This is a genomic window from Desulfobaculum sp. SPO524, assembly GCF_044987625.1.
GTDB lineage: Bacteria > Desulfobacterota > Desulfovibrionia > Desulfovibrionales > Desulfovibrionaceae > Desulfobaculum.
The window spans coordinates 317,074-340,430 of sequence record NZ_JBJDSB010000002.1 but is presented as its reverse complement, the minus strand read 5'-3'; the positions used below and the strand labels follow the sequence as shown (position 1 = coordinate 340,430).

The 23,357-nt window shown below is 60.4% G+C and carries 19 protein-coding genes, 2 tRNA genes and 1 other RNA gene; 15 read left to right on the top strand and 7 right to left on the bottom strand.

The window, feature by feature from the left end; translation table 11 throughout:
- Window positions 1–234: 234 nt before the first annotated feature.
- From ACI3L3_RS07150 to ACI3L3_RS07105, 10 genes are all read left to right on the top strand, one after another.
- Complete coding sequence (locus ACI3L3_RS07150; protein ID WP_404844421.1) at window positions 235–1,656, top strand: outer membrane homotrimeric porin; 1,422 nt, start codon at window positions 235–237, stop codon at window positions 1,654–1,656.
- Window positions 1,657–2,182: 526 nt separating this feature from the next.
- The gene (locus ACI3L3_RS07145; protein WP_404844420.1) at window positions 2,183–3,571 is read left to right on the top strand and encodes an outer membrane homotrimeric porin; all 1,389 of its coding nucleotides are present in this window, start codon (window positions 2,183–2,185) and stop codon (window positions 3,569–3,571) included.
- A gap of 416 nt (window positions 3,572–3,987) precedes the next feature.
- On the top strand, window positions 3,988–5,352 hold the full coding sequence (locus ACI3L3_RS07140) for an outer membrane homotrimeric porin (protein ID WP_404844419.1): 1,365 nt from the start codon (window positions 3,988–3,990) through the stop codon (window positions 5,350–5,352).
- Window positions 5,353–5,865: 513 nt separating this feature from the next.
- Window positions 5,866–7,173: a histidinol dehydrogenase gene (gene hisD, locus ACI3L3_RS07135; protein ID WP_404844418.1), complete on the top strand. Its 1,308-nt coding sequence runs from the start codon at window positions 5,866–5,868 to the stop codon at window positions 7,171–7,173.
- A gap of 226 nt (window positions 7,174–7,399) precedes the next feature.
- A complete protein-coding gene (locus tag ACI3L3_RS07130; RefSeq protein ID WP_404844417.1) occupies window positions 7,400–8,299 on the top strand; it encodes a phosphoribosylaminoimidazolesuccinocarboxamide synthase in 900 nt (299 codons plus the stop codon).
- A 337-nt stretch (window positions 8,300–8,636) separates the two neighbouring features.
- A complete protein-coding gene (locus ACI3L3_RS07125; RefSeq protein WP_404845208.1) occupies window positions 8,637–9,728 on the top strand; it encodes an NAD(P)H-dependent flavin oxidoreductase in 1,092 nt (363 codons plus the stop codon).
- A gap of 163 nt (window positions 9,729–9,891) precedes the next feature.
- Window positions 9,892–10,656, top strand: a complete 765-nt coding sequence (locus tag ACI3L3_RS07120) for an enoyl-ACP reductase (protein WP_404844416.1) — start codon at window positions 9,892–9,894, stop codon at window positions 10,654–10,656.
- Window positions 10,657–10,860: 204 nt separating this feature from the next.
- Window positions 10,861–11,970, top strand: coding sequence for a DegT/DnrJ/EryC1/StrS family aminotransferase (locus ACI3L3_RS07115; protein WP_404844415.1), 1,110 nt, complete (start codon window positions 10,861–10,863; stop codon window positions 11,968–11,970).
- Between the two features lie 362 nt (window positions 11,971–12,332).
- Window positions 12,333–12,422: transfer RNA gene (locus ACI3L3_RS07110), tRNA-Ser, on the top strand.
- 549 nt (window positions 12,423–12,971) lie between these two features.
- Window positions 12,972–13,061 (top strand) — tRNA-Ser (locus ACI3L3_RS07105).
- A gap of 79 nt (window positions 13,062–13,140) precedes the next feature.
- Here ACI3L3_RS07105 and ACI3L3_RS07100 read toward each other — a convergent pair.
- Window positions 13,141–14,355: an SGNH/GDSL hydrolase family protein gene (locus ACI3L3_RS07100; protein ID WP_404844414.1), complete on the bottom strand. Its 1,215-nt coding sequence runs from the start codon at window positions 14,353–14,355 to the stop codon at window positions 13,141–13,143.
- 142 nt (window positions 14,356–14,497) lie between these two features.
- Between ACI3L3_RS07100 and ffs the strand changes: the two genes are divergently transcribed.
- Window positions 14,498–14,593, top strand: an RNA gene (gene ffs / locus ACI3L3_RS07095) — signal recognition particle sRNA small type.
- A 411-nt stretch (window positions 14,594–15,004) separates the two neighbouring features.
- Complete coding sequence (locus ACI3L3_RS07090; protein ID WP_404844413.1) at window positions 15,005–15,787, top strand: DUF4198 domain-containing protein; 783 nt, start codon at window positions 15,005–15,007, stop codon at window positions 15,785–15,787.
- A gap of 137 nt (window positions 15,788–15,924) precedes the next feature.
- Here ACI3L3_RS07090 and ACI3L3_RS07085 read toward each other — a convergent pair whose 3' ends face one another.
- On the bottom strand, window positions 15,925–16,455 hold the full coding sequence (locus tag ACI3L3_RS07085) for a hypothetical protein (protein WP_404844412.1): 531 nt from the start codon (window positions 16,453–16,455) through the stop codon (window positions 15,925–15,927).
- A 162-nt stretch (window positions 16,456–16,617) separates the two neighbouring features.
- On the opposite strand from ACI3L3_RS07085, the gene ACI3L3_RS07080 reads away from it, so the two are divergent.
- Genes ACI3L3_RS07080 through uvsE form a run of 3 tightly spaced genes read left to right on the top strand, consistent with a single transcriptional unit; the run spans window position 16,618 to window position 18,591 of the window.
- Entirely contained in the window at window positions 16,618–17,013 is a 396-nt protein-coding gene (locus ACI3L3_RS07080; protein WP_404844411.1) for a response regulator, read from the top strand.
- Window positions 17,014–17,040: 27 nt separating this feature from the next.
- Window positions 17,041–17,652 carry a TIM44-like domain-containing protein gene (locus ACI3L3_RS07075; protein WP_404844410.1) on the top strand — a complete coding sequence of 204 codons (612 nt, stop codon included), beginning with the start codon at window positions 17,041–17,043 and terminating at the stop codon, window positions 17,650–17,652.
- A gap of 12 nt (window positions 17,653–17,664) precedes the next feature.
- A complete protein-coding gene (uvsE, locus tag ACI3L3_RS07070; RefSeq protein ID WP_404844409.1) occupies window positions 17,665–18,591 on the top strand; it encodes a UV DNA damage repair endonuclease UvsE in 927 nt (308 codons plus the stop codon).
- A gap of 122 nt (window positions 18,592–18,713) precedes the next feature.
- Here uvsE and ACI3L3_RS07065 read toward each other — a convergent pair whose 3' ends face one another.
- From ACI3L3_RS07065 to ACI3L3_RS07045, 5 genes are all read right to left on the bottom strand, one after another.
- A complete protein-coding gene (locus ACI3L3_RS07065) occupies window positions 18,714–19,826 on the bottom strand; it encodes a glycosyltransferase (RefSeq protein ID WP_404844408.1) in 1,113 nt (370 codons plus the stop codon).
- A gap of 123 nt (window positions 19,827–19,949) precedes the next feature.
- Window positions 19,950–20,891, bottom strand: coding sequence for an aminotransferase class IV (locus ACI3L3_RS07060; protein ID WP_404844407.1), 942 nt, complete (start codon window positions 20,889–20,891; stop codon window positions 19,950–19,952).
- 24 nt (window positions 20,892–20,915) lie between these two features.
- Window positions 20,916–21,950 (bottom strand): aspartate-semialdehyde dehydrogenase, encoded by a 1,035-nt coding sequence (locus ACI3L3_RS07055; RefSeq protein ID WP_404844406.1) that lies wholly within the window; start codon window positions 21,948–21,950, stop codon window positions 20,916–20,918.
- Window positions 21,951–22,000: 50 nt separating this feature from the next.
- On the bottom strand, window positions 22,001–22,891 hold the full coding sequence (metF, locus tag ACI3L3_RS07050; protein WP_404844405.1) for a methylenetetrahydrofolate reductase [NAD(P)H]: 891 nt from the start codon (window positions 22,889–22,891) through the stop codon (window positions 22,001–22,003).
- Window positions 22,882–23,295, bottom strand: coding sequence for a (deoxy)nucleoside triphosphate pyrophosphohydrolase (locus ACI3L3_RS07045; RefSeq protein ID WP_404844404.1), 414 nt, complete (start codon window positions 23,293–23,295; stop codon window positions 22,882–22,884). The genes metF and ACI3L3_RS07045 overlap by 10 nt, the downstream gene beginning before the upstream one ends.
- Between the last annotated feature and the right edge of the window lie 62 nt (window positions 23,296–23,357).

Here is a 23,357-nt window from a genome sequence, read left to right as displayed (position 1 = left end):
ATATCCCTCGGAAGGCCCGGCAGCAAAGAACCCCTCGCATATGGCGCTTTTCCAGGGGACAAGATTTTGTACGGTAAAAAAATTTTGACCTTTGTCATTTTTTCCACGCTTTACGGTTGATTCCCTACTGAAAAAGCGATAATCACGACGATGAGCTTGGGCGCAACCAGGCTCGCCGTGGCGTTAGAGATGTTCAGCATTTTGCCTCAAAGCAAAACAAAGAAGGAATTCACCATGAAACGAGTATTGACTCTGGCCCTTGTGGGCGCTCTCGTTCTGGGCCTGGCGGGCTTCGCTTCCGCCAAAGAAGTCCAGATGAAAGCTCAGTTCAATCATTTCCTGACTTGGACTGACAACACCGACTTTGACGACTCTGACCGCGAAGACGACTTCAAGGCCGACCAGCGCATCCGTGTCTACTTTGACTACGTTGCCTCCGAGTCCTTGAACGCCGTCCTCGGCTTTGAAATCAACTCCGAATGGGGTAACGAAAGCGAAGGTGGCGACCTCGGCACCGACGGCAACACCGTTGCCGTGAAGCATGCCTACACCAACTTCGTGGTTCCCGGCACCTCCGTGTCCGCCCGTGTTGGTCTGCAGCCTGTCGGCTTTAAGGGCGCTTACGGCTCTCCCATCTTTGATGACGACGCCGCTGGCATCCTCGTGTCCTCCCCCATCACCGACCAGGTCGGCCTGACCGTTGGTTGGGTGCGTGCTCTGGACAACGCTGACGGCGAAGACGACAGCAAGTACAACGAAGACGACATCGACATCTTCACCGCCATCCTGCCGGTGAACATGGACGGCTTCGGCTTCACCCCGTACCTGATCTACGGCTCCCTCGGCGCTGACATCTACAACGCTTACAGCCTCAACACCGATGGTGGCGCTTGGTCTGCTGGCGAGACCCGCATGCTGGATCTCGACGACAAGCACTTCTACGCCAAGGGCCTGGTCTCTTCCAACCCGAAGCTGTCTGGCGTCGATGACAACTCCTCCCTGTTCTGGGGCGGCCTGAACTTCGAAGTCACCATGTTTGATCCCTTTACCGTTAAGGGTGACATCATCTACGGTTCCGTCAATGCTGACGACGAAGAAAACGACCGTTCTGGTTGGTTCATGGACCTTGGCGTTGAGTACGCCATGGACTTTGGTACCCTCGGCGTCATGGGCATCTACGGTTCCGGTGACGACGACGACGAAAACGACGGCTCCGAAACCATGCCGACTCTGAATGACTCCGGCTTCGGCCCGACCCACTTCGGCTTCTCCGGCGCACAGACCGGCGGCACGGACTCCGTGCTCGCTGGCGGCGACCGCTACGACCTGTGGGCCATCGGCGCCTACCTGGCTGACTTCTCCTTCGTGGAAGACCTGTCCCACAAGCTGATCGTTGTCTACGGTCAGGGCACCACCGACGGTGAGCTGGTTAAGGACAGCGGCACGACCTACACTCTCAAGGGCTCCACCCCGGCCATCACCGACGAAGACTCCTTCTGGGAAGTCAACTTCGACTCCACCTACCAGATCTACGAGAACCTGGCTTGCATCGCCGAGCTCGGCTACATCAATCTGGATAGGGACGACGACGTTTGGGGCGACGAAAATGACGACGACGCTCTGAAGGCCGCCTTCTACCTGAAGTACGACTTCTAAATCGGCACAGCCGAACCTTTTCTAACGCCACACCCTGCCGGGGCCCGTTTGGGCCCCGGCTTTTTTGCCCTCCTGCACTCAGCACGGTTTCTCATTCAAGGACGCTGTAAACACCTCCACCCATCATGCCCCTCCAACGCACATCATCCCCCCTGTTTGGCTCTGCACCAGACAACCCGTGGGGGGGCATTTGCCTCAAGTGCACTCAAAGAACACCGCCCCCAACTCCCCTCCAAATCCCTCACTGCTTTCAGCGTAGCCCTCTCTCAATATAGACTGTTCTGTTTCCACACCATTCCATTAGCCACACCCTGAAACGATTCCTTATTGATACAGTTCAACTCGCAATCACCGTCATTGCTGAAATTTCATTGATACAAATTTTTAAACTTTTTCTCGTTTGTGCGCTCAAATCACTTGATTCCTTCTCATGTCAGCGATAGACAAATCTGCACGTCGAGCAAAAACCTCGATATTGACGTCGGGAAACTTTTGAACAATCAAAAGCAAAACGAAGAAGATTATCATGAAACGCATTCTGACTCTGGCCCTCGTGGCCGCTTTCGTCATGGGCCTGGCTGGCTTTGCCTCCGCCAAGGAAGTCCAGATGAAGGCTCAGTTCGTCCATCACCTGACCTGGACTGACAACACTGACTTCAATGACGAGAACAACGAGGACGACTTCCTCGCCAAGCAGCGTGTCCGCGTGTACTTTGACTACGTTGCGTCCGACTCCCTCAACGCCGTGCTCGGTTTCGAAATGAACACCGAGTGGGGTGATGCCGATAACGGTGGCGACCTCGGCACCGACGGCGACACCGTCCGCGTGAAGCACGCCTACACCAACTTTGTGGTGCCCGGCACTTCCGTGTCCGCCCGTGTTGGTCTGCAGCCCGTCGCATGGAAGGGTGCCTACGGCTCTCCCATCTTTGACGACGACGCCGCTGGCATCATGGTGTCCACCCCCATCACTGATCAGGTTGGCCTGACCCTCGGCTGGGTCCGCGCTCTTGATGACGGTGTGAAAGGTGTTGAAGATGGTCAGACTCAGGACGACATCGACCTGTTCACCGCCATCCTGCCTGTGCAGGGTGAGGGCTTTGGCGTGACGCCTTACCTCATCTACGGCAACTTCGGTTCCGACCTGTACGACGCGTCTAACGACTTCTTTAACACTGACAAAGACGCCTACGACAAAAACTTCTACGCCCGCGGCCTGCTGAACGCCGCTGGCGCCAAGGGCAACGTTGAAGACGACTCCTCCATCTGGTGGGGCGGCGCCAACTTTGAAGTGAGCATGTTCGCCCCCTTCACCGTTAAGGGTGATATCATCTACGGTGCCGTCAACGCTGACGACGAAGAGAACGACCGTTCCGGTTGGTTCATGGACCTTGGCGCTGAGTACAAGGCTGACTTCGGTACCCTCGGCATCATCGGTGTCTACGGCACCGGCGACGACGAAGACGCCGACACCGACGGCTCCAACACCATGCCGACCCTGAACGACTCCGGCTTTGCCCCCACCCACTTCGGCTTCTCCGGCGCTGTCTCCGGCGGCACCGACTCCGTGCTGGCTGCTGGCGACCGCTACGACCTGTGGGCCATTGGCGCCTACCTGGCAGACTTCTCCTTCGTTGAGAACATGAGCCACAAGGTTATCGTGATGTACGGTCAGGGCACCACCGACGGTGAACTGATCAAAAAGGCGAGCGTCAACAACGACCGCTACTTCATCACCGACGAAGACTCCTTCGTGGAAGTCAACTTCGACACCACCTACCAGATTTACGAGAACCTGGCCGCCATTGTTGAGCTTGGTTACATCAATCTGGACAAGGACGAAGACGTCTGGAAGACCGACGATCAGGACGACGACGCCCTCAAGGCTGCCTTCTACCTGAAGTACGACTTCTAAACCGGTGCATCAATTCTCCCGACGTCATCCTGGCCGGAGCTTCATCTGAGGCTCCGGCCTTTTTCATTGAATATCAACACTCCTCGCCCCTCAAACTGTCCCGAGTCAGACAGTTTTCTATTTCCCAGCGCCCCTCACTTGGCCCTCGAACTACAATTCCTTCGCTTCGGCAACAGTTTCCGCAAAAGCACACTAAATACATACAAGATGCTGTTTCAATTGAACTTTCACCACGCAAGCAACCTAGTACAAATTTTTGACGGGTAAAAAAAATTGTACTTTCCGGCATTTTCTTGACCGTTTGGGGTTGAAAGTCGCCCAAAAAACTTCTATTCACGGTCCTCGTTTTGGTTTCGATCAAAACACGGCGTTGGGAACAATTCTTTGCATCAAGCAAAACAAAGAAGGAATTAAAAATGAAACGCATTCTGACTCTGGCCCTCGTGGCCGCTTTCGTCATGGGCGTGGCGGGCTTTGCTTCCGCCAAGGAAGTCCAGATGAAGGCTCAGTTCGTCCACAACCTGACTTGGGCTGACAACACCGATTTCACCGACGCTAACAACGAAGACGACTTCAGCGCTAGCCAGCGTGTTCGTGTGTACTTCGACTACGTTGCTTCCGAGTCCCTGAACGCTGTTCTCGGTTTCGAAATCGACACCGAATGGGGCGACGCTAACGGTGGCGCTCTTGGTACTGACGGCGCCGGCAACGTTGAAGTGAAGCACGCCTACACCAACTTCATGGTTCCCGGCACCTCCGTGTCCGCCCGTGTTGGCCTGCAGCCTGTTGGCTTCAAGGGCGCCTACGGCTCCCCCATCTTTGACGACGACGCCGCTGGCATCCTCGTGTCCGCTCCCATCACCGAGCAGGTCGGCCTGACCGTCGGTTGGGTGCGTGCACTGGACAACGGTGTTGACGGTGTTGAAGACGGCCAGACCCAGGACGACATCGACATCTTCACCGCCATCCTGCCCATCCAGGGCAACGGCTTCTCCGTGACCCCCTACGCCATCTACGGCAACATTGGTTCCGACCTGTACGACAACGGCCTCGGCAACGACACCCTGTGGTACACCAAGGGCCTCGTGAACGCTGCCAACGGTGGCGTTGAAGCTGACGACGACTCCTCCGTGTACTGGGGCGGCGTCAACTTCGAAGTTGCCATGTTCTCCCCCTTCACCTTCAAGGGTGACGTGATCTACGGCTCCGTGAACGCCGACGAAGAAAAGAACGACCGTTCCGGTTGGTTCATGGACCTCGGCGCCGAGTACAAGGCCGACTTCGGTACCCTCGGCCTGCTGGCCATGTACGGCACCGGTGATGACGAAGACGCCGCTGAAGACGGCTCCAACACCATGCCTACCCTGAACGACTCCGGCTTCGGCCCGACCCACCTCGGCTTCACCGGCGCTCAGTCCGGCGGCATGGACAGCAAGCTCGCTGCTGGCGACCGCTACGACCTGTGGGCCATTGGCGCCTACCTCGCTGACTTCTCCTTCGTGGAAGACCTCTCCCACAAGGTGATCGTGATGTACGGTCAGGGCACCTCCGACGAGGAAGCTGTCAAAGCTGGCCGCAAGCTCGATGACAACCGTTACTTCCTCTCCGAAGAAGATTCCTTCGTTGAAGTCAACGTCGACTCCACCTACCAGATCTACGAGAACCTGGCCGCCATCGTCGAGCTTGGTTACATCAACATGGATCGTGACGAAGACGTTTGGGGTGATGAGAACGACGACGACGCCATGAAGGCTGCGTTCTACCTCAAGTACGACTTCTAAATCGGCTTAGCCGATTTACCCAACGCCATCTCGGGCGGGGTCTTCGGACCCCGCCCTTTTTCTTTGTCGGTATCAGTAAAGCGCCCTCTCATTCTCTATTCCCCCTGCTTTTCCTTCACAGTCCCCCGCACCGCTCCAAGACATCGCCGCCCTCCCAAACTCCTGCCCCTTCTGCCCACTCCATTCCATACTCCCCGCCCAACGCCCTCCACGATGCCTTCCCCTGCTCTCTCATCCTCCTCGTTCCCCACTGTCTTCCTGCTTCCCACACACCAACACGTCCCCACACCTCCAAACTCCCTCCTGATACCTCCCCTCCAAACTCCAGACTCACCCCCGGCCCCACAAGGCTTCCCATCACCTCCCCATTCTCCTTCTCCTCCCCCCCCCCTCCACACACAACATCACCCCTCGACTTTTCCCCGGCTCTCTCCTATATCTCTCTGTCCAGACGTTACAACGGCGCGGCTTTTCAGGTCGCACATTCATCAATCCATCCTAAGGAGATGCATCATGCCCTGCCGGAAGATCGCCTATTGCGGTCCCGAAGATTTCGACGGTATCCGCCAGTGGCTGTCCGGACGCGACAATCCCGGACACGACGTTGACGCTCTTGTGCTGGACATCCTTGCCGATGTCCGGGAGCGTGGCGACGAAGCCATTGCGGAATATGGACGCAAATTCGACTGCGACACCCTCACCGCCGAGCATCTGCATGTGCATCACCATGAATGTGAAGCCGCTCTGCGCGAGGTTCCGGCCGAGGACCTTGCCATCATCCGCGAAGCCGTCGCCAACATCCGCGCCTTTCACGAACGCCAGAAGGAAAACTCCTGGTGGACCACACAGGCCGACGGCACCATCCTTGGTCAGATGGTCACGCCCGTGGACCGTGTGGGCCTGTATGTGCCCGGCGGGCAGGGCGGGCAGACGCCGCTTATCTCCAGCCTGCTGATGAACGCCATCCCGGCGCAGGTTGCTGGCGTGCAGAATATTACAGTGGTGTCCCCGCCGCGCCCCGACGGCACGCTCAACCCCACACTCCTCGCAACGGCCCACATCCTTGGCATTACGGATATCGTCCGCGCCGGAAGCGCGTGGGGTATCGCCGCGCTGGCTCACGGCACGCAAACCATCACTCCCGTTGATGTCATCGCCGGACCGGGTAACATCTTTGTCACCACGGCCAAACGCCTGCTGACAGGCCGCGTGGGTATCGACATGATTGCCGGACCGAGCGAAATCACCATTCTCGCGGACGCCTCCGCCGACCCTGAATGGCTGGCGGCAGATATGCTGTCGCAGGCGGAACACGACGCCCTCGCCTCCGCCGTGCTTGTCACGACGGACGAAGGCCTTGCCGGGCGCGTCCGGGAAGCCCTGTCCAGACAGCTTCAGGAACTCCCCCGCACCGAGATTGCCGCACAATCCCTGCGGGACTGGGGCGCCATCATTACCTGTGACAGCCTCGAAACCGCCACAGACATCGTCAACCGTATCGCTCCCGAGCATCTTGAGCTTGCCGTTGACGATCCGTGGTCCCTGCTCGGCCGCATCCGCCATGCGGGCGCCATTTTCATGGGGCACCACGCTCCGGAACCCGTCGGCGACTATTTCGCCGGACCGAACCACGTTCTACCCACGCTGGGCACCGCGCGGTTCTCCTCGGCCTTATCGGTGCAGACGTTCCTCAAGCGCTCCAGCGTCATTGCCACACAGCCAAGCTTCACAGCCGCTCACGGCAACAAAATCGCCCGCCTTGCGCGCCTTGAAGGGTTGGAAGCCCACGCGCGCAGTGTGGAGAAACGCTTCGCAAAATAATACCAAGCCCCCGCTCGCCTGATGAGCGGGGGCTTCTCTTTGCCGCCCGGACCAGATACGGCGGCCTGCGGAGCCTGCATCCCAACGCACCGGCCCCGCATTTTTTCTTCCCTATCCTGCACAAAAGCGGAAATCACTGCACAAACGGGGGTTCCAAACCGTTTCTTTTTCTATTATGCAGTGCACACCGCCAACCATCATATCCTTTATGAAGGAGAACGATTCCATGAAGGTCGTGACCGAGACTCAAATCAAGGAATTTCCCCTGACTTCACGCGGCAAGGTACGTGACATCTACGACCTCGCCGAGGACCGGCTCCTCATCGTCACCACGGACCGCATGTCCGCCTTTGACGTCATCATGAACGAACCCATCCCGTTCAAGGGCGTCATCCTGAACCAGATCACCATGTTCTGGATGGAGATGTTCAAAAACATCGTCCCGAACCATCTCATCGCCTCCGATGTTGCCGACTTCCCCGATGCCCTCGCGCCCTACGCCGAGGAACTGGAAGGCCGCGCCGTCATCGTCAAAAAGGCAAAGCCCCTGCCCATCGAATGCATCGTCCGCGGCTACATCACCGGCTCCGGCTGGAAGGACTACCAGCGCACAGGCTCCGTCTGCGGCTATCCCCTGCCGGACGGCCTGCAGGAATCCGAAAAACTTCCCGAGCCGCTGTTCACCCCCTCCACCAAGGCCGAGCTTGGCGAGCATGACGAAAACATCACCCTGACGCAGGCTCGTGACCTCATTGGCGCCGACCTGCTGGACAAGGTGCAGACCACGTCGTTGGAGATTTACTCCCGCGCCCGCGACTTTGCCGCGGAAAAGGGCATCCTCATTGCGGACACCAAATTTGAGTTCGGCATGGTGGACGGGCACCTCACCCTCATTGATGAAGTCCTCACGCCCGACTCCTCGCGCTTCTGGCCCATGCAGGGCTACGCCCCCGGCGTCACCCAGCCCAGCTTTGACAAACAGTACCTGCGCGACTGGCTTTCCAAGCAGGACTGGGACAAGACTCCGCCGCCGCCCACGCTGACCGACGAAGTCATCGAAAAGACCGGCGCCAAGTACGCCGAGGCCTACCAGCACCTCACCGGCAAGCCGTTTACCACGGTCTAGCCGCCGCGCCGGAGGCACGCCCCGCGTCCGCCCTCACAGTCTCCTACGGCCCGCAGCCCCGCTGCGGGCCGTTTATCTCTGCGGCATTCCCCGCCTTTTTCACCGCTGCCTTGCTCCTTCCACGCCACCACTGCTGCGCCATTCCTTGACATCAGCGCCGCTGGGGTACATAACGGCGGTGCACATCCATTGCGCGCACTTAATTTCACACCGTGATGGTTGCGCAAGCAATTTAGTCAATACAAATTCTGGAAGGAGTTCCATGAAAATCTCCGAACTGCGCATGCCCGAGTTCAAGGTTCCTGAAATGAAGATGCCGGAGATCAAATTTCCGGACATCAAAATGCCGGAGCTGCACATCGGCGACCTTGTGGCGCGTATCCCCATTGTCCAAGGTGGCATGGGCGTTGGCATTTCGCTGTCCGGTCTTGCTTCGGCAGTGGCCAATCAGGGCGGCGTCGGTGTTATTGCCGCGGCCATGATCGGCCAGAACGAACCGGACCTGGCCAAAAACCCCGACGAGGCAAACCGCCGCGCCCTCGCGCGCGAAATCCGCACCGCCCGTGAAAAGACGGACGGCATCATCGGCGTCAACGTCATGGTTGCCCTCACCAACTTCGCCGACATGGTCAAGACCTCCATCAAAGAAGGCGCGGACGTCATCTTCTCCGGCGCCGGGTTGCCCCTTGACCTGCCTAAATACCTCTCGGACGAGACCAAGACCCGCCTTGTGCCCATTGTCAGCTCCGGGCGCGCGGCCAAGGTCATCTGCAAAAAATGGCTCGCCAAGTTCGACTACCTGCCCGACGGCTTTGTTGTGGAAGGCCCCAAGGCTGGCGGCCATCTCGGTTTCAAGGCGGAAGACCTCGACAATCCCGAGTTCCGCGTTGAAAATCTCGTCGATGACGTTGTGGATGCGGTCAAGCCCTTCGAGGACGAGCACGGCGCGCATATTCCGGTCATCGCCGCAGGCGGCGTGTATACCGGCGCGGACATCAGCGCCATGCTGGACCGTGGCGCCTCGGGAGTACAGATGGGCACCCGTTTTGTTGCCACCCACGAATGCGACGCTGACCACGCCTTCAAACAGGCCTACGTGGACGCCACAAAGGATGACATCAAAATCATCAAAAGCCCGGTGGGCATGCCCGGTCGCGCCATCCGCAGCCCGTTCATCGATGACGTGGAAAACGGCAAGCGCAAGCCTTTTAAATGCCCTTTCCACTGCATCAAGACCTGCGACTATACCAAAAGCCCCTACTGCATTGCCGTAGCCCTCGCCAATGCCAAAAAGGGCAAGCTCAAGCACGGCTTCGCCTTTGCCGGTGCCAATGTTCACCGCATCAAAGAGATCATCTCCGTGCGCGAACTTATGGACACCCTCAAGGCGGAATTCATCGCTGCGCGGCAGGAGCCCGCTCTTGCCTAGCACGACCCACATCCCTTGCAGCGGCGTCAAAAGGGGCCTTCCCGCCCCAAAGGTTCTTGCCGCCGCCACGCACATAGCGTAAAGAATTGCAGTTTCCCATGGCCGCCCGATTGCTTATCCGGGCGGCCACGTTTATGTTCGGTGCCGTAAAAGGAGGAACCACATGCTGCTTGAAGGGAAAAAGGCTCTCATCTTCGGCGTGGCCAACCAGCGAAGCATCGCTTACGCCGTGGCCAAGGAATTCAAGGCGCAGGGTGCCCGGCTGGCATTCAGCTACGCATCCGACGCCGTTCAAAAACGCATAGAACCCATCAACGAAGAACTCGGCGGCGAGTTCATCATCAAGGCGGACCTCTCTGACGACGCCGCCGTGGCAAGCGCTGCGGACTACGTTCGTGAACAGTGGGGGGATGTGGACATCATCGTCCATTCCGTCGCCTACGCCGACCGCAACGACCTGAAGGGACGCTTTATCGACACCTCGCGCGACGGCTTTAAGCTGGCGCTCGACGTTTCGGCCTACTCCCTCGTTGCCGTCTGTCATGCCTTTGAGGACATGCTCAGCGAAAACGGCTCCGTGTTGACCATGACCTATCACGGCTCCCAGAAGGTCATCACCAACTACAATGTCATGGGCGTTGCCAAAGCCGCGCTGGAATCCAGCGTCCGCTACCTCGCCTCGGACCTCGGCAAAAAGGGTGTGCGTGTCAACGCCATCAGCGCCGGGCCCATCAAGACGCTGGCCTCGTCCGGCATCTCGGGCTTCAAGTCCATCCTCTCCCACATTGAGGAGCGCGCCCCCCTCGGCCGCAATGTCACGCAGGAAGACGTGGGCCGCGCCGCCCTGTATCTTGCCTCGGACCTTGGCTCCGGCACGACGGGCGAAGTGATGTATGTTGACGCTGGCTACAACGTGATGGGCATCTAGTCCGTCTGTCGCCGCCGCGCGCATGCGCCGCATATCTCGGGGGGAGGCCGGCAGGTCTCCCCTTTTCATTTCACCACCGCGTCCTTCCTTCCCCACCATCCGCCCTCTCGTCCCGCAGGCGCTCCCCGTCATTTGCCAAAGCCCGTCCGCGCAGGTACACAGACCCCAGACCATAACCACAACCGCCATAGCGGAGTTAGAGCAATGGGAATCCCGTTCAATAGCCTTAAGGCGCAGACCGCGCCCTTTGAAAACGACCTGCGCGAAGCCTTCGAACGCGTCATGGGACGCGGCTGGTACCTCATGGGCCCGGAGGTGGACGCCTTTGAAAACGAACTCGCCCACTGGCTGAGCCGCGACCACGCCATCACCGTTGGTAACGGCACGGACGCCCTCATCCTCGCCCTGCGCGCCCTTGGCGTTGGCAACGGCGACGAAGTCATCCTGCCCGCGCATACGGCGCTGCCCTGCTATCACGCCGTCCTCGCAACCGGCGGCGTTCCCGTCTTCGCCGAGGTCGACGAGGCCACATACACCCTCGCCCCCGCCAGCGTAGAGCGCATGCTGTCCCAGAAGACCAAGGCCGTCATGGCCGTGCATCTGTACGGACAGTCCTGTGACATGGACCCCATCGCGGAACTCTGCCGCGCCAACGGCGTCGCCCTGCTGGAGGACTGCGCGCAGTCCCATGGCGCCACCTACAAGGACCGTCTCGCCGGACAAATTGGCGATGCCGCGGCATTCTCCTTCTATCCCACCAAGAATCTTGGCGCCCTTGGTGACGGCGGCGCCATTTGCTGCGCCGACGCCGAACTGGACCAGCGCATCCGCCTGCTCAAGCAATACGGCGAAGCAAGCCGCTACGAAAGCGTCACAGCAGGCGGCAACAGCCGCATGGATGAAATGCAGGCCGCCTTTTTGCGCATCCGCCTCGGCAGGCTCGCCACCGAGAACGCCCAGCGCCGCGACATCGCCGCCATTTACGACACGCAACTTGCCGGAACGCCCGTCATTACCCCGCACGAGCGCGAAGACTGCACGCACGTCTACCATCTCTACGTCATCCGCGCCCCCCGCCGCGAAGAGCTCATCCAGTATCTGCGCGAGCGCGAAATAGGCACCGGCATTCACTATCCCATCCCCGGACACAAGCAGAAGCTGTTCGTAGATGGAACGGCCCCTTGCCGCACGGACGACCTCGCCCTTACCGAGAAGATGGCCGGAGAGATCCTCAGCCTGCCCATTTTTCCAGGTATGGACCATGACGACGTACGCACCGTCTGCGACGCCATCAAGGCCTTCTACGCCCAGTAAAGGACGTATTGACTCCCGGGGGGATTGACGCGCCATCAGGAGGATATACAGTCTGTGAAAGCGCGGCGCGATACCGCGCCGCCCCAAAACAGACGGAGGACCTATGGACGCACTCTGGACCCTGCTCCTCATCGTGGGAGTCTTCGTTGTCCTCAACAAAGTGATTTTGCCCAAACTTGGCATTCACGGTTGAGGCCCCGCTTCGGACAGCTGCAGTTGGCAGCCCAAGAAGAAGGACCCATCCGCCAAGGATGACACATCGTCCAAGACCGACTAAGCCCCCGGCTTTCAACTTTTTTTAAAAAATCCCGGAAAAGGGGTTGCAAAGCGCTCCCCTTTTCCTTAGAAGTCTTTCCCGACGCGGAGAGGTGTCCGAGTCCGGCTTAAGGAGCACGCCTGGAAAGCGTGTGTACCGAAAGGTACCGGAGGTTCAAATCCTCTCCTCTCCGCCAGATCGTCATCAAAAGGCTCTCGATTCTATCGAGAGCCTTTTTTCGTGCCTTCTTATCGGGGGGGACAGAAAGGACGAAGAAAGCAAAAGATGCCTCCGGCGGGTTAAGGAAATAATTTCCTTAACAATCCTTAGGATTTTCAGGAGCGGAAGCCGCTCCTGAAAATAAGGGGGTGGGCGGGGTCTTTTGCCTTTTGTCTTTTCTTGCAACCACCCCAAACGGGGATTCTCACCGCTTGGGCCGAACCACCAATACCCCCCCCAAAAAAACTCTTCTTCAACACGGACGAGAGCCGTCAGGGGTGACGACCGGCCCATTCAAAGGCAACCGGCATGTGCGCAAATGGGATTCTCAAGGGGGCACGCCCCTTGAGCCTGCGGAGCATGCCTTCCTGCCTTCTCCCCTTTCCTTCGCTCTTCAGCATGCGCCCCCCCACCGCCTCGCCTTCGGCGCAGGCCTCCTGCCACAATTTCACGGTGAATGTAGACTTTTTGTCACTTTTCCCTTGCCAAGTGCCGCTGTTTTCTTTAAGTATGCCTCTCTCGACGCGGAGAGGTGTCCGAGTCCGGCTTAAGGAGCACGCCTGGAAAGCGTGTGTACCGAAAGGTACCGGAGGTTCAAATCCTCTCCTCTCCGCCAGCGAATATACAGCCCCGGCTTATGCCGGGGCTTTTTTCTTGCCTGCCAGCAGGCCGCATGACGCCTGTCCCCCCTCGCCTTACCGCGCACTGCTCTTGCGCTGCCGATGCGAAAGCAGCCCCTTGTCCTCCACAACGTGAAAAATTGCTTCCGCGGCGATGTCATTCCCTTTGGGATTCACGTGCACCACGTCCCAGTAAATCTCGCCCTGTTCAGCGTCGAAAATGCCTGAGAGGTCCACGACGTCTGGCAATTGATCCTGAAGCGCACTGTAGGTGGCGGCGACGAAGTCGGCAAAGCCGGGGTTGGCGGCCTCGAAATCCCGTTCGTACTCGCGCTCAAGGTCTGTCTTGATGGCCTTGGTGGCAAGGCGGGGCTGGAGCAGAAAGAGCACGGGCACCCCGCGCTGGGCAAAGAACGCCTCAACGGCGGCCTTGTCGCTTGCGTAGCCTGCCACAAGGTCAGCTTGCCGCTGCTCCTTCTGCTGGGGGCTGAGGAGGGTCCGCGGGGACCGGTCGAACGTGGTGGCGTTTCTTGCGGGGCGTATCCACTGCATGATGCGGCTCCTGACGTCGCGGGCAAGCTGCGCGAGGCGGCTGGTCATAATCGCGCCGCGCACCCGGTGAAGCATGCCGCGCTGGCGGCCACGGGCAAAATAGGTCTCGGAGTCATGCTCAAAGGGCGAGAGCCGTTGGTAACCGTACAGGAAGGCGGAGCGTACGTCGTTGGCCCCGTGATAGAAGATAACCAGATTCGGCTGAATACGCTCGGCAAGGCGCTGCGCAAGGGCGGCCTCCTGCTGAAAGAGAAATCCCTCCACGCCGCAGTTGTAAACCTCCACATGATGCGCGGAAAGGGCGGCGCGCAGGCGCACCTCGAGGCGCTGGGGGATGGTGGCGTTGTCTGCCACACGCGGCCCCCATACCGTGGAACCGCCCATGACCATGACACGAAAGGCGCACGGCGGTCTGGTGGGCGGCACCTCCCGCGCCCGAATGCCGAGGCTGTTGATGGAGTACAGCGCCGTGGTCACGGGCTTGTAGCGGTACAGCACCGTCCCGGCCTCGCGCACAGCCCGCGCGCCAATGTCGGCGTAGATGCATTGCAACTCGCGCACCTGCGCATACGTCTGCGGAAACTGCGCGCGAAGGCGCACGTCGCCATACCCGCCAAGGCGCAGACCAATCTCGACAGCGCCGAGAAGCAGGCCCGCCGCCATGAGAATAATGCCCCCCGCCATCCATACTGGAAGCCGCGTCTTGGGATGCTTCTTGAGTTGGCTTGCCCGTGTCACGTTACTGCTCCTGCCCGTGCTGTAGCCCGCGCCCTGCGCGGTGGGCGCACCGCGCTATGCCCTGCCATGCGCCACGCTTTCACCAATATCTACCAAATCATCCCTTGACAGTACCGCACAAATCAGCAATAAAGCCAGTCCGCGAGGGAAACCGGGCGGCAGGGACGCCGCCAACCCCGTCAGGCCCGAAAGGGAGCAGCGGCAACGGTTGTTTCTGGGTGCCTGGTTTCCCTAAAATGCGCCAATCCGAAAGGATTGGCGCATTTCTCGTTTGTGGAGCATGCACTCGCCGCCGCGATTTTCCAAGCACCCTCCGCTGAACTTGCCGCATCCTTTGCCCGCACCACCTCCGCTTGAAATCCCCTCCCCCGCAGTGCCCTTCAGCGATGCGCCATTTTTTTCTCTCTCCAACCAAAGAAAGCGCCATCAACTTATGGCGTTGCCCCATTCCTGCCACTGCCACGCACAACTTTTTTGCGCGCCCCACCTATATCTCTCGCATCCATTTCTCACCCCGATGCGTGAATCTCCTACTCTGCCGTAGGATTTCAGCGCATCGTTCATACCGCTATTAATTTCGAGCCACCATTTACATACAATTTAAATTATCGTATGCAGTGCAAAACGGTTTCACATTCAAGGAGGCGATATGTTTCGGTATGTTTCTCGTGTTGTAACAGCTCTTGCCCTCACCCTGTGTTTGTGCGGAACGGCCTTTGCGCACTTCGGCATGGTTATCCCGTCCCAGCCGGACGCCACCATGCATCAGAAGACCATCGGCGTAACGTGCTCCTTCTCGCATCCCTTTGCGGGACAAGGCATGGAGCTGGTCAAGCCCGCACGGTTCGGCGTCGCCTTCGACGGAACCGTTACGGACCTGAGCGGGACCCTGCACAAAACCAGCGTGATGGACCACACCGCGTGGAAGGCAGACTACACCTTCAAGCGCCCCGGCGTGTACTCCTTCTTCATGGAGCCCAAGCCCTACTGGGAGCCCGCTGAAGACTGCTTCATCATCCACTACACCAAGGTCAGCGTGCCCGCCTACGGCGGCGACGAGGGCTGGGACGCTCCCATCGGCCTGAAGACCGAAATCGTGCCCCTGACCCGCCCCTTCGGCAACTACGCCGGCGGCATCTTCACCGGCCGCGTCCTGCGTGACGGCAAGCCCGTCCCCGGCGCCACCGTTGAGGTAGAGCTCTACAACAAGGGCCGCTTTGAAAACCCCACCGACTACCATGAAACAGCCGTCACCATGGCTGATGAAAACGGCGTGTTCTCCTTTGTCTGCCCGCAGGAAGGCTGGTGGGGCTTTGCCGCACTGACCGAAGACGACAAGACCATGCCCGCCCCCGACGGCCCGGACAAGGGCAAGCAGAAGGGCATTGAGCTGGGCGCCGTATTCTGGACCTACATGCACGGCTGGAAATAGTTCCGTACGCGTCTCCCACCGCGGGCTCCCACTCGCCCGCGACTGACGCCCACAGCCCCCCAAAAGAGACCCCGCAAGCCTCATGGCTTGCGGGGTCTACATATTCTCAAAGGGGGAGGACGCCGCCCTTCTCGGCATTATGAAGAGGAGTCGTCATCCTGCGCAGGTGGCGGCACCGCACCGGGGTCCATGCGCTGGCTGCCAAGCAGCCGCCGCTGGGGCCTCCCGCCGCGCGCGGCTGGCAGACGCTCCACAACCAGCAGCCAAAACATCATATCCGCCACACCACCGGACAGTCCGGCAAACACACCGCCCCCAAGCGCCCCGCAGGACGCCCACAGGCGCAGTTCGGACCACTGCCCGGCCACCAACCCACCAACTATGCCCAAAAACGCGCCAAACGCGCCAAAGAGCATCACGCCGTCAGTTGCGTAGTCCGGAACCTGCTTGTGGCGCATCCACATCCACGCGCCGGACACCAGCATACCGGCAAATCCGCCACCATGCCCCGCAAGCAAAACGAAAAACGCCCCCAAAACTCCCGAAACAAAATACCCTTGCGACACGTCGCCATAGGCCACGCCCATGACTCCGGCCGCGCCACCGGCGAGGCACGCGCCAAGAAAACACTGGGTACGCACCCGCGCCTCGGTGTCAATGCGCGCCATGTGCTGCCCCTACTCCGCCCGGCGTCCCCGTGCTTCTCCCAGACAGGAAAATGCCCACCTGACGCCTCTGGGGAAATTGCCCATTGTACTTCCTGCGCCTTGCATGGCATAATCCGGTAAAACAATCGCTGTGCATGATTTAAACCTCAGTTGGAGTTCACCGTGCGAGTGCTCATCGTTGAAGATGACTTTACCAGCAGCAAACTGCTGGAACGCATTTTGGAACCATACGGTAGTGTGGACACGGTGGTAAATGGCAAGGAAGCCATAGACGCCGTCCGCCAGGCCCTTGCCGATAACGCCCCCTACGTCCTCATCTGTCTGGACATCATGATGCCAGAGATGGACGGACAGGAGGCGCTGAAAGCCATCCGTAAACTGGAACACGAGCACGGCATCAGTCAAGCCAATGAAGCACGCATCGTCATGACCACCGCCCTTGACGACCCGCAGAATGTGGTGGAAGCCTATTATCGAGGCGGGGCAACGTCATACGTCCCCAAACCCATCGACCGCGAACTGTTCTTGAAACTGCTCAAGAACCTTGGCCTCCTTTAATACATCCCAACCGTCCAAGGACCGTCCATGCTGCTGACACCTCTCGACATTCTTCTTATCATCATCTGCATCTTTTTGCTTCTGCGCTTTCTGGCCGCGAAAAAGCACGACGGTGACGACTCCGCACAGGATGAAGCAATGAAGCGCCGTGCCACGGATGCCTACAAGCGCGCCGAACGCGCGTGGGACATGCTCCGCGACGAACCGGACGAAGACGAAGAGCCGGAAAACCGCGCGCAAGCCCTGCGCGGCGATTTCGACCCCAAAGAATTCCTCTCCGGGGCCAAGATGGCCTACGCCCGCATCCGCGAATCGTGGGACGCGCGCGACCTGGACGACCTTGTCCACTTCACCACCCCCCGCGCGCATGAGGAGTTCCTCCGCCGCGCCGAGGAGGAAACCCGTCCGCCCCGCGCGGAACTGCTGCTGGTAAACGCAAGCCTCGTGGAGCGCCGCAACGACGGCGTCACACAGGAAGCCACGGTCCTTTTCGATGTCACCCTGCGCGAAGGCGCGGACAGCGAAACCAAAAAAGTGCAGGACGTCTGGAAGTTCGTCTGCGGCGCGGACGATCCGCACTCGCACTGGAAGCTGGACGCCATGCAAAAGGTCGAGGACACCTTCCAGTCCAAGCAGTAGGACTTTCCCATCATGATCCACCGCATCGGCTGGGCCTGCGTCACACGCGGGCTCGGCCTGTCCACAAACCGCACCTTTCGTCTTTCCAGCCTTTCCCCGCAGCGCCTGCTGGACGCCGCAGAGCGCAACGTCCGCGAAATGCGCGGCATTCTTGAATGGATGGAGCCGCGCGGCTTTCGCATGCTGCGCCTTGGGCAAAGCCTTGTGCCCTTCGCCTCGCACCCCGCCGTCCTTGGCAACCCGGAGTTCGACTGGGAAACGCCCCTCGCCCCGCTGCTTGCCGCCATCGGCGCGGAGTACGCCGCCAAGGGCTTTCGCTTTTCCATGCATCCCGGCCAATACGCCGTGCTCAACTCCCCGCGAGAGGACGTACAGCGTAGCGCGCAGGACGAACTGGCCTACTCCTGTCGCGTACTGGACCTAATGGGTCTGGACGCCACCCACAAGGTCGTTCTGCATGGCGGGGCGGCCTACGGCGACCCCGAAGGTTCCCTGAAGCGCATGGGCGACGCCATCCTTGCTCTGCCTCAGCATCTGCGCCGCAGACTGGTGCTGGAAAACGACGAAAAGACCTACGCCTTCGACGCCATTGTTCAGCTCTGTGAACGCACGGGCACGCCGCCTGTCTTCGACATCTTCCACCACCGCCTCCTGCCCTGCGGCGACCTGCCCGCACTGCTGGACCGCGCCGCCGCCCTGTGGACGCAGTCACCGGAGCATGGCCGCCCCAAGGTCCATCTCTCATCCCAGATGCCCGGTGCGCGCACAGGCAAGCACGCGGACGACATTGAGGATGCCGACATCATGGACCTGTGCTCCACGCTCACCTTTGACGCCGACCTTATGGTGGAGGCTAAAGCCAAAGAAGACGCCGCCCTGCACGTCCAGAGCGTGCTCGCCGGGGCGCATTGCCTCGCCGGCTGGCACCGCGAAAAGTGACCCATGCGCGGGGCGGGTAGTACAGCCCTGCCCCCTTTGCCCCCCAAACGGCCAGCGGCCCCGAAGTCCGAGGACTCCGGGGCCGCTGGCCGTTTGGGGAATATCAGTCGCGAGGCGGCTGTCTACACAGCGCCGCACGCGCGCCCATCGCCATTGAGCACGGCGTACAGGGCCATATACGCCTTGGCCATGGCTTCATCCGTAAAGAACTCCAGCCGTTTGGAACCGCCGCGTACAAGCGCGGCGCAAGCCTTGCCGCCGCCCTGAAGGTCCGCAGCCATGCTCGCCAGCGTATCAGCCAGCGCCGCCCCATTGCCGGAAGCAAAGGCGCGGCCGTTCACGCCGTCCTGCACCAGCTCCAGATTGGACGGCAGGTCGGATGTGACCACGGGGACGCCGCAGGCCCAGCCTTCCTTGATAACGCCGCTGGAGCCTTCGCCGTCCACGCTGGGCACTGCCAAAATATCAAAGCCGGGAAGCATATCACGGCTCTCGCGGTAGCCCGCAAAGTGGACCTGCTTATGAAGGCCAAGGTGCTTGGCGCGCTCTTCAAGCTCGCCGCGAAGCGGGCCGTCGCCAACAATAATGCCTTCCCACTCCGGCACACCACTTCGTCCGGCAAGCTCCGCCAGCGCGTCCAAAAACACAGTATGGCCTTTCTGGGGCGTCAGCGCGCCGATGAGGCCAATACGCAAGGGACCATCCGGGCGTTCCTTGCGCGCGCTGTAGCGCGTGGGGTCAATACCGCTGTGGATGACGGAAACCGTCTCCGGCCGTAGCCCGGAGTCACGCAGGGACTGGGCAATCTCCGCGCTCACGCCGACGACGGCGTCGCCAAGGGCGTACTTTTTCCGGCTCCACCCGCGCCCCAAGCGGTAGGACACGCGGCGCGAGTGCACAAGCAGAGGCCCACCGCCGCACAACACCTTGAGGGTCGCGCCAAGGGATGCACTACGCGCGCAGTGGGTATGCAGACAGTCCACGCGCTCGCGGCGAATGAGGGTCCGCAGGAACAGCAGCGTGGCCGGGTGCCACTCGAACCGAGACGGCAGCGGAACAGTCTGGATGCCCTCCTCTCGGGCGCAATCAAGGAGCGGACTGCCGTCCGGCGCGGCTATCACGGGGCGATACTCGCGCGAGGCGGCAAGGTGCCGTCCAAGGTAGAGAACCTGCCGCTGGCCGCCGCGCCATTCGCGGCCAAGGTCCAGCTGGAGGATGGTCATCTGATGCTGCATGGTGGTCGAATTCCTGCGCCGCCCTCGCGGCCTTTGGACGATGACGCCGGAGCGGTCTCCCGCTCCGGCGCGTCGTTGGTCGTGTGCTGTGCTTTCGCCGCATGGCGCGGCGCGGATGCAGGCCTAAAAGGCCTCGCCGTTTTCCTTCATGTCATTCAGGAGCAGCTCGCGCAGCTTCTGCGACACCGGACCGGGGCGCACGTCCTGAATGGGTTTGCCGTTGTAGCGGACAATGCTCAGGCAATCGCCCGTGGTGCCAAGGACCAGAATCTCCCGCGCCATGTACAGCTCGTTTTCCTGAATCTTGCGAATCTGCACAGGAATTTCGCCCTGGAGCAAATCAAGGGCGCGGAACAACGTGGTTCCGGGCAGCGCGCGTTCAAACTCCGGCACAATGATAGTGCCGGACTGGTCCACGATGCACATGTTCTCCGTGGCACCTTCCGCAAGGAAGTCGTGCTCGTCGAAGCAGATGGGGTAATCGTAGCCCTTTTCCGTGGCCTCGTGCTTCATGAGCGTATTGGGCAGGTAGTCCACGGACTTGATGGTGGCAATCCACCCCTGCTTGGCCGGATAGCTGGTCCTAAAGGCGGTAGCGCCCTTTTCGTACCACTCGGACGGCTTGGGCTGGAAGCGGTAGGCCACCACGTACAAGCTGGGGATGGGACATTCCCGAACATCAATGCCGAAGCCGCCAGGGCCGCGACCGAGCAGAACGCGGACAAGGCCGTCGTCCTCGCCGGAGGCCTTGGCAACCTCAAAGATAATTTCGCGCAGGCGCTCCCACGTGCAGGGGGGCGTCAGCTTGATGGATTCCGCCGAGCGCTGCATGCGCTTTATGTGCGGGTCCACCTGATACATCTTGCGGTCAAGAAACTTCAGCGTTTCGAAGACGCCGTCGCCGCGGTGGACGAGGTGGTCGTCCCACGGCATCAGCATGAGTTTTGGATCCGTACAAATGGCGCCGAGGCGGTGCTCGTAGAACGCCCGTACGTCTTCGGCGCCGGGGCGTCGTACGGACAGCATCTTCTTCAGGTAGTCTTCGGAATCCAACACGGGAATCATGTCCCTCTCCTTCTCTTGTACTGCTTAGGGCACGCGGACGAGTTCGCGCTCCACGAGCGTCTCGGCAATCTGCACGGCGTTCAGGGCCGCGCCCTTGCGCAGGTTGTCCGCAACGATCCACATGTTCAAACCATTGGCGATGGTTTCGTCGTCGCGGATGCGGCCAACAAAGGTTGCGTCCTCGTCAACGGCCTCAATGGCCATGGGGTAGATATTTTCCTCGGGGTTGTCCTGCACGGTGATGCCGGGAGCCTGCGAGAGCAGCGCGCGGCAGTCACGGGCGGACAGCTTGTCCACGGTTTCAATATTCACGGACTCGCTGTGGCCGATGTACACGGGCACACGCACGGCCGTGGGGGAAACGCCAATGCTGTCGTCGCCGAGGATTTTGCGCGTCTCGTGCACCATCTTCATCTCTTCCTTGGTGTAGTCGTTCTCAAGGAAGCGGTCGATGTGCGGCAGGCAGTTGAAGGCGATGCGGTACTGGAAGTACTTCGGATCAATGGATTCCATGTCGAAGTTGTACATCTTTTTCACCTGATCGGTGAGCTCGTCCATGGCCTTCTGGCCAGCGCCGGACACCGCCTGATAGGTGGAGACCACAACGCGGCGGATGGTGGCGGCGTCGTGAATGGGCTTGAGCACAACCACCATCTGGATGGTGGAGCAATTGGGGTTGGCGATGATGCCCTTGTGCCAGTCGAGGTCATGCGGGTTCACTTCGGGCACGACCAGCGGGGTCTCCTCGTCCATGCGCCATGCGCTGGAGTTGTCCACCACCACGCAGCCGGAACGGGCGGCAATGGGGGCGTACTCCTCAGACACGGAACCACCGGCGGAAAAGAGCGCGATGTCCACGCCCTCAAAAGAATGCTCGCCCAGCTCACGCACGACAAGCTCATCGTCGCCGTAGGGCACCTTGGTGCCGGCGGAGCGGCTGGATGCCAGCGGAATAATCTCACACGCGGGGAAGTTGCGCGCCTTCAGCGTCTTGAGCATCTCGCGCCCAACGGCTCCTGTTGCTCCGACGACCGCTACGACAAAAGAATCCCTCTCCATTGCGAATACTCTCCTTCCGCCGGTGTTGCGATTCCGGCGGGAAATCATGTTTAGGCAGATGCGCGCGGCACGCTGCCCAGTGAGTCAACAATATCCAGAACGGCTTCAGCCTTGTTCAGCGTATACAAATGGACACCCGGTGCGCCGCCATCAAGCAGCTCGCGCACCTGCTGGCGCGCCCAGCGCATGCCGACTTCGTACGCCGCCTTGGGTCCGCCTTCGGCGTCCGCGGCCTCAAGCTCCAGCAAAAACTTGCCGGGGATGCTGGCGCCGCAAAAGCCAAGAATGCGCTTGACGGACTGCAGGCTCATGATAGGCAGTACGCCCGGAATAATAGGCTTATCAACGCCCATATCCCGCATAAGGTCCACAAAATTCCAGTACAGCCTGTTGTCGAAGAACAACTGCGTCATGATGAAGTCCGCACCCGCGTCCACCTTGTGCTTCAGGTAGCCGTAGTCCTCGCGGAAGGTCATGCACTCGGGGTGCCCCTCCGGGTAGCCCGCCACGGCCACGCCCATCTCCGGGCACCGGCCACGGATGAAGGTGACAAGGTCCGAGGCATGGGCAAAGGCCTCGTTATCGGGCGTGAACGTCTCCGTGCCGTGCGGCGGGTCGCCGCGCAGGGCCAGCACGTTATCCACGCCTGCGGCCTGCAGCTCGGACAAGAACGCGCCAATGCGTTCCTCGTCCGCGCCGACGCAGGTCAGGTGCGCCATGGGCTCCAGCCCGTGGTCCCGTTTCATCCGCCGGACGATTTCAAGGGTACTGTGCTGCGTGCCGCCGCCGGCGCCGTAGGTTACGGACACAAACAGCGGATGCACGGCTTTGAGGCGGTCCACCGTCTGGAAAAACGACGGCCACGCGTTCTCGTCCTTTGGGGGGAAGAATTCCAGCGAGAGGAATTGTTCGCCACGGGCGATAAGGTCCCTTATGCGCACGTCCTGCTCCTTGGGCAATTGTCCGCCAGCTCGGCCACAATTTCCGTATCCGCCTCCAAAAAGGGCGCGCCGTTTGTGGCTCCGGGCACGAACCACTGCCAGCGGTGCCCCTCGTTAGCGACAATGTCGCCGGTGAAGGCCGTGACGTGAAAAAAGAGCAGCCGCACACGGATGTGCTCGTAGGCGTGGGTCTTTTCCTGCCAGAAGGTGAACGCTGTGGGCGTGAGCCCCAGCTCCTCCTGCAATTCGCGCACAAGGGCGGCCTGCGGCGTTTCACCTGGCTCCACCTTGCCGCCGGGGAATTCCCAGTAGCCAGCCTGCGGCTTGCCCTCCGGGCGCTCCACGGCGAGGAACTGACCATCGCGCCAGAGGATTCCGGCAACAACGTCTACGGCGTCTGGCATCCAATCGCTCCGCTAAATGTTGGTTAAATGAACAGGTGAGGTTAGGACGTAACTTCCCGAAA

Excerpts from the sequence above, each read along its gene's own strand:
- ACI3L3_RS07150 (WP_404844421.1), top strand. The coding sequence starts at position 235 with ATGAAACGAGTATTGACTCTGGCCCTTGTGGGCGCTCTCGTTCTGGGC.
- ACI3L3_RS07145 (WP_404844420.1), top strand. The coding sequence starts at position 2,183 with ATGAAACGCATTCTGACTCTGGCCCTCGTGGCCGCTTTCGTCATGGGC.
- ACI3L3_RS07140 (WP_404844419.1), top strand. The coding sequence starts at position 3,988 with ATGAAACGCATTCTGACTCTGGCCCTCGTGGCCGCTTTCGTCATGGGC.
- hisD (WP_404844418.1), top strand. The coding sequence starts at position 5,866 with ATGCCCTGCCGGAAGATCGCCTATTGCGGTCCCGAAGATTTCGACGGT.
- ACI3L3_RS07130 (WP_404844417.1), top strand. The coding sequence starts at position 7,400 with ATGAAGGTCGTGACCGAGACTCAAATCAAGGAATTTCCCCTGACTTCA.
- ACI3L3_RS07120 (WP_404844416.1), top strand. The coding sequence starts at position 9,892 with ATGCTGCTTGAAGGGAAAAAGGCTCTCATCTTCGGCGTGGCCAACCAG.
- ACI3L3_RS07115 (WP_404844415.1), top strand. The coding sequence starts at position 10,861 with ATGGGAATCCCGTTCAATAGCCTTAAGGCGCAGACCGCGCCCTTTGAA.
- ACI3L3_RS07090 (WP_404844413.1), top strand. The coding sequence starts at position 15,005 with ATGTTTCGGTATGTTTCTCGTGTTGTAACAGCTCTTGCCCTCACCCTG.
- ACI3L3_RS07085 (WP_404844412.1), bottom strand. The coding sequence starts at position 16,455 with ATGGCGCGCATTGACACCGAGGCGCGGGTGCGTACCCAGTGTTTTCTT.
- ACI3L3_RS07075 (WP_404844410.1), top strand. The coding sequence starts at position 17,041 with ATGCTGCTGACACCTCTCGACATTCTTCTTATCATCATCTGCATCTTT.
- uvsE (WP_404844409.1), top strand. The coding sequence starts at position 17,665 with ATGATCCACCGCATCGGCTGGGCCTGCGTCACACGCGGGCTCGGCCTG.
- ACI3L3_RS07065 (WP_404844408.1), bottom strand. The coding sequence starts at position 19,826 with ATGCAGCATCAGATGACCATCCTCCAGCTGGACCTTGGCCGCGAATGG.
- ACI3L3_RS07060 (WP_404844407.1), bottom strand. The coding sequence starts at position 20,891 with ATGATTCCCGTGTTGGATTCCGAAGACTACCTGAAGAAGATGCTGTCC.
- ACI3L3_RS07055 (WP_404844406.1), bottom strand. The coding sequence starts at position 21,950 with ATGGAGAGGGATTCTTTTGTCGTAGCGGTCGTCGGAGCAACAGGAGCC.
- ACI3L3_RS07045 (WP_404844404.1), bottom strand. The coding sequence starts at position 23,295 with ATGCCAGACGCCGTAGACGTTGTTGCCGGAATCCTCTGGCGCGATGGT.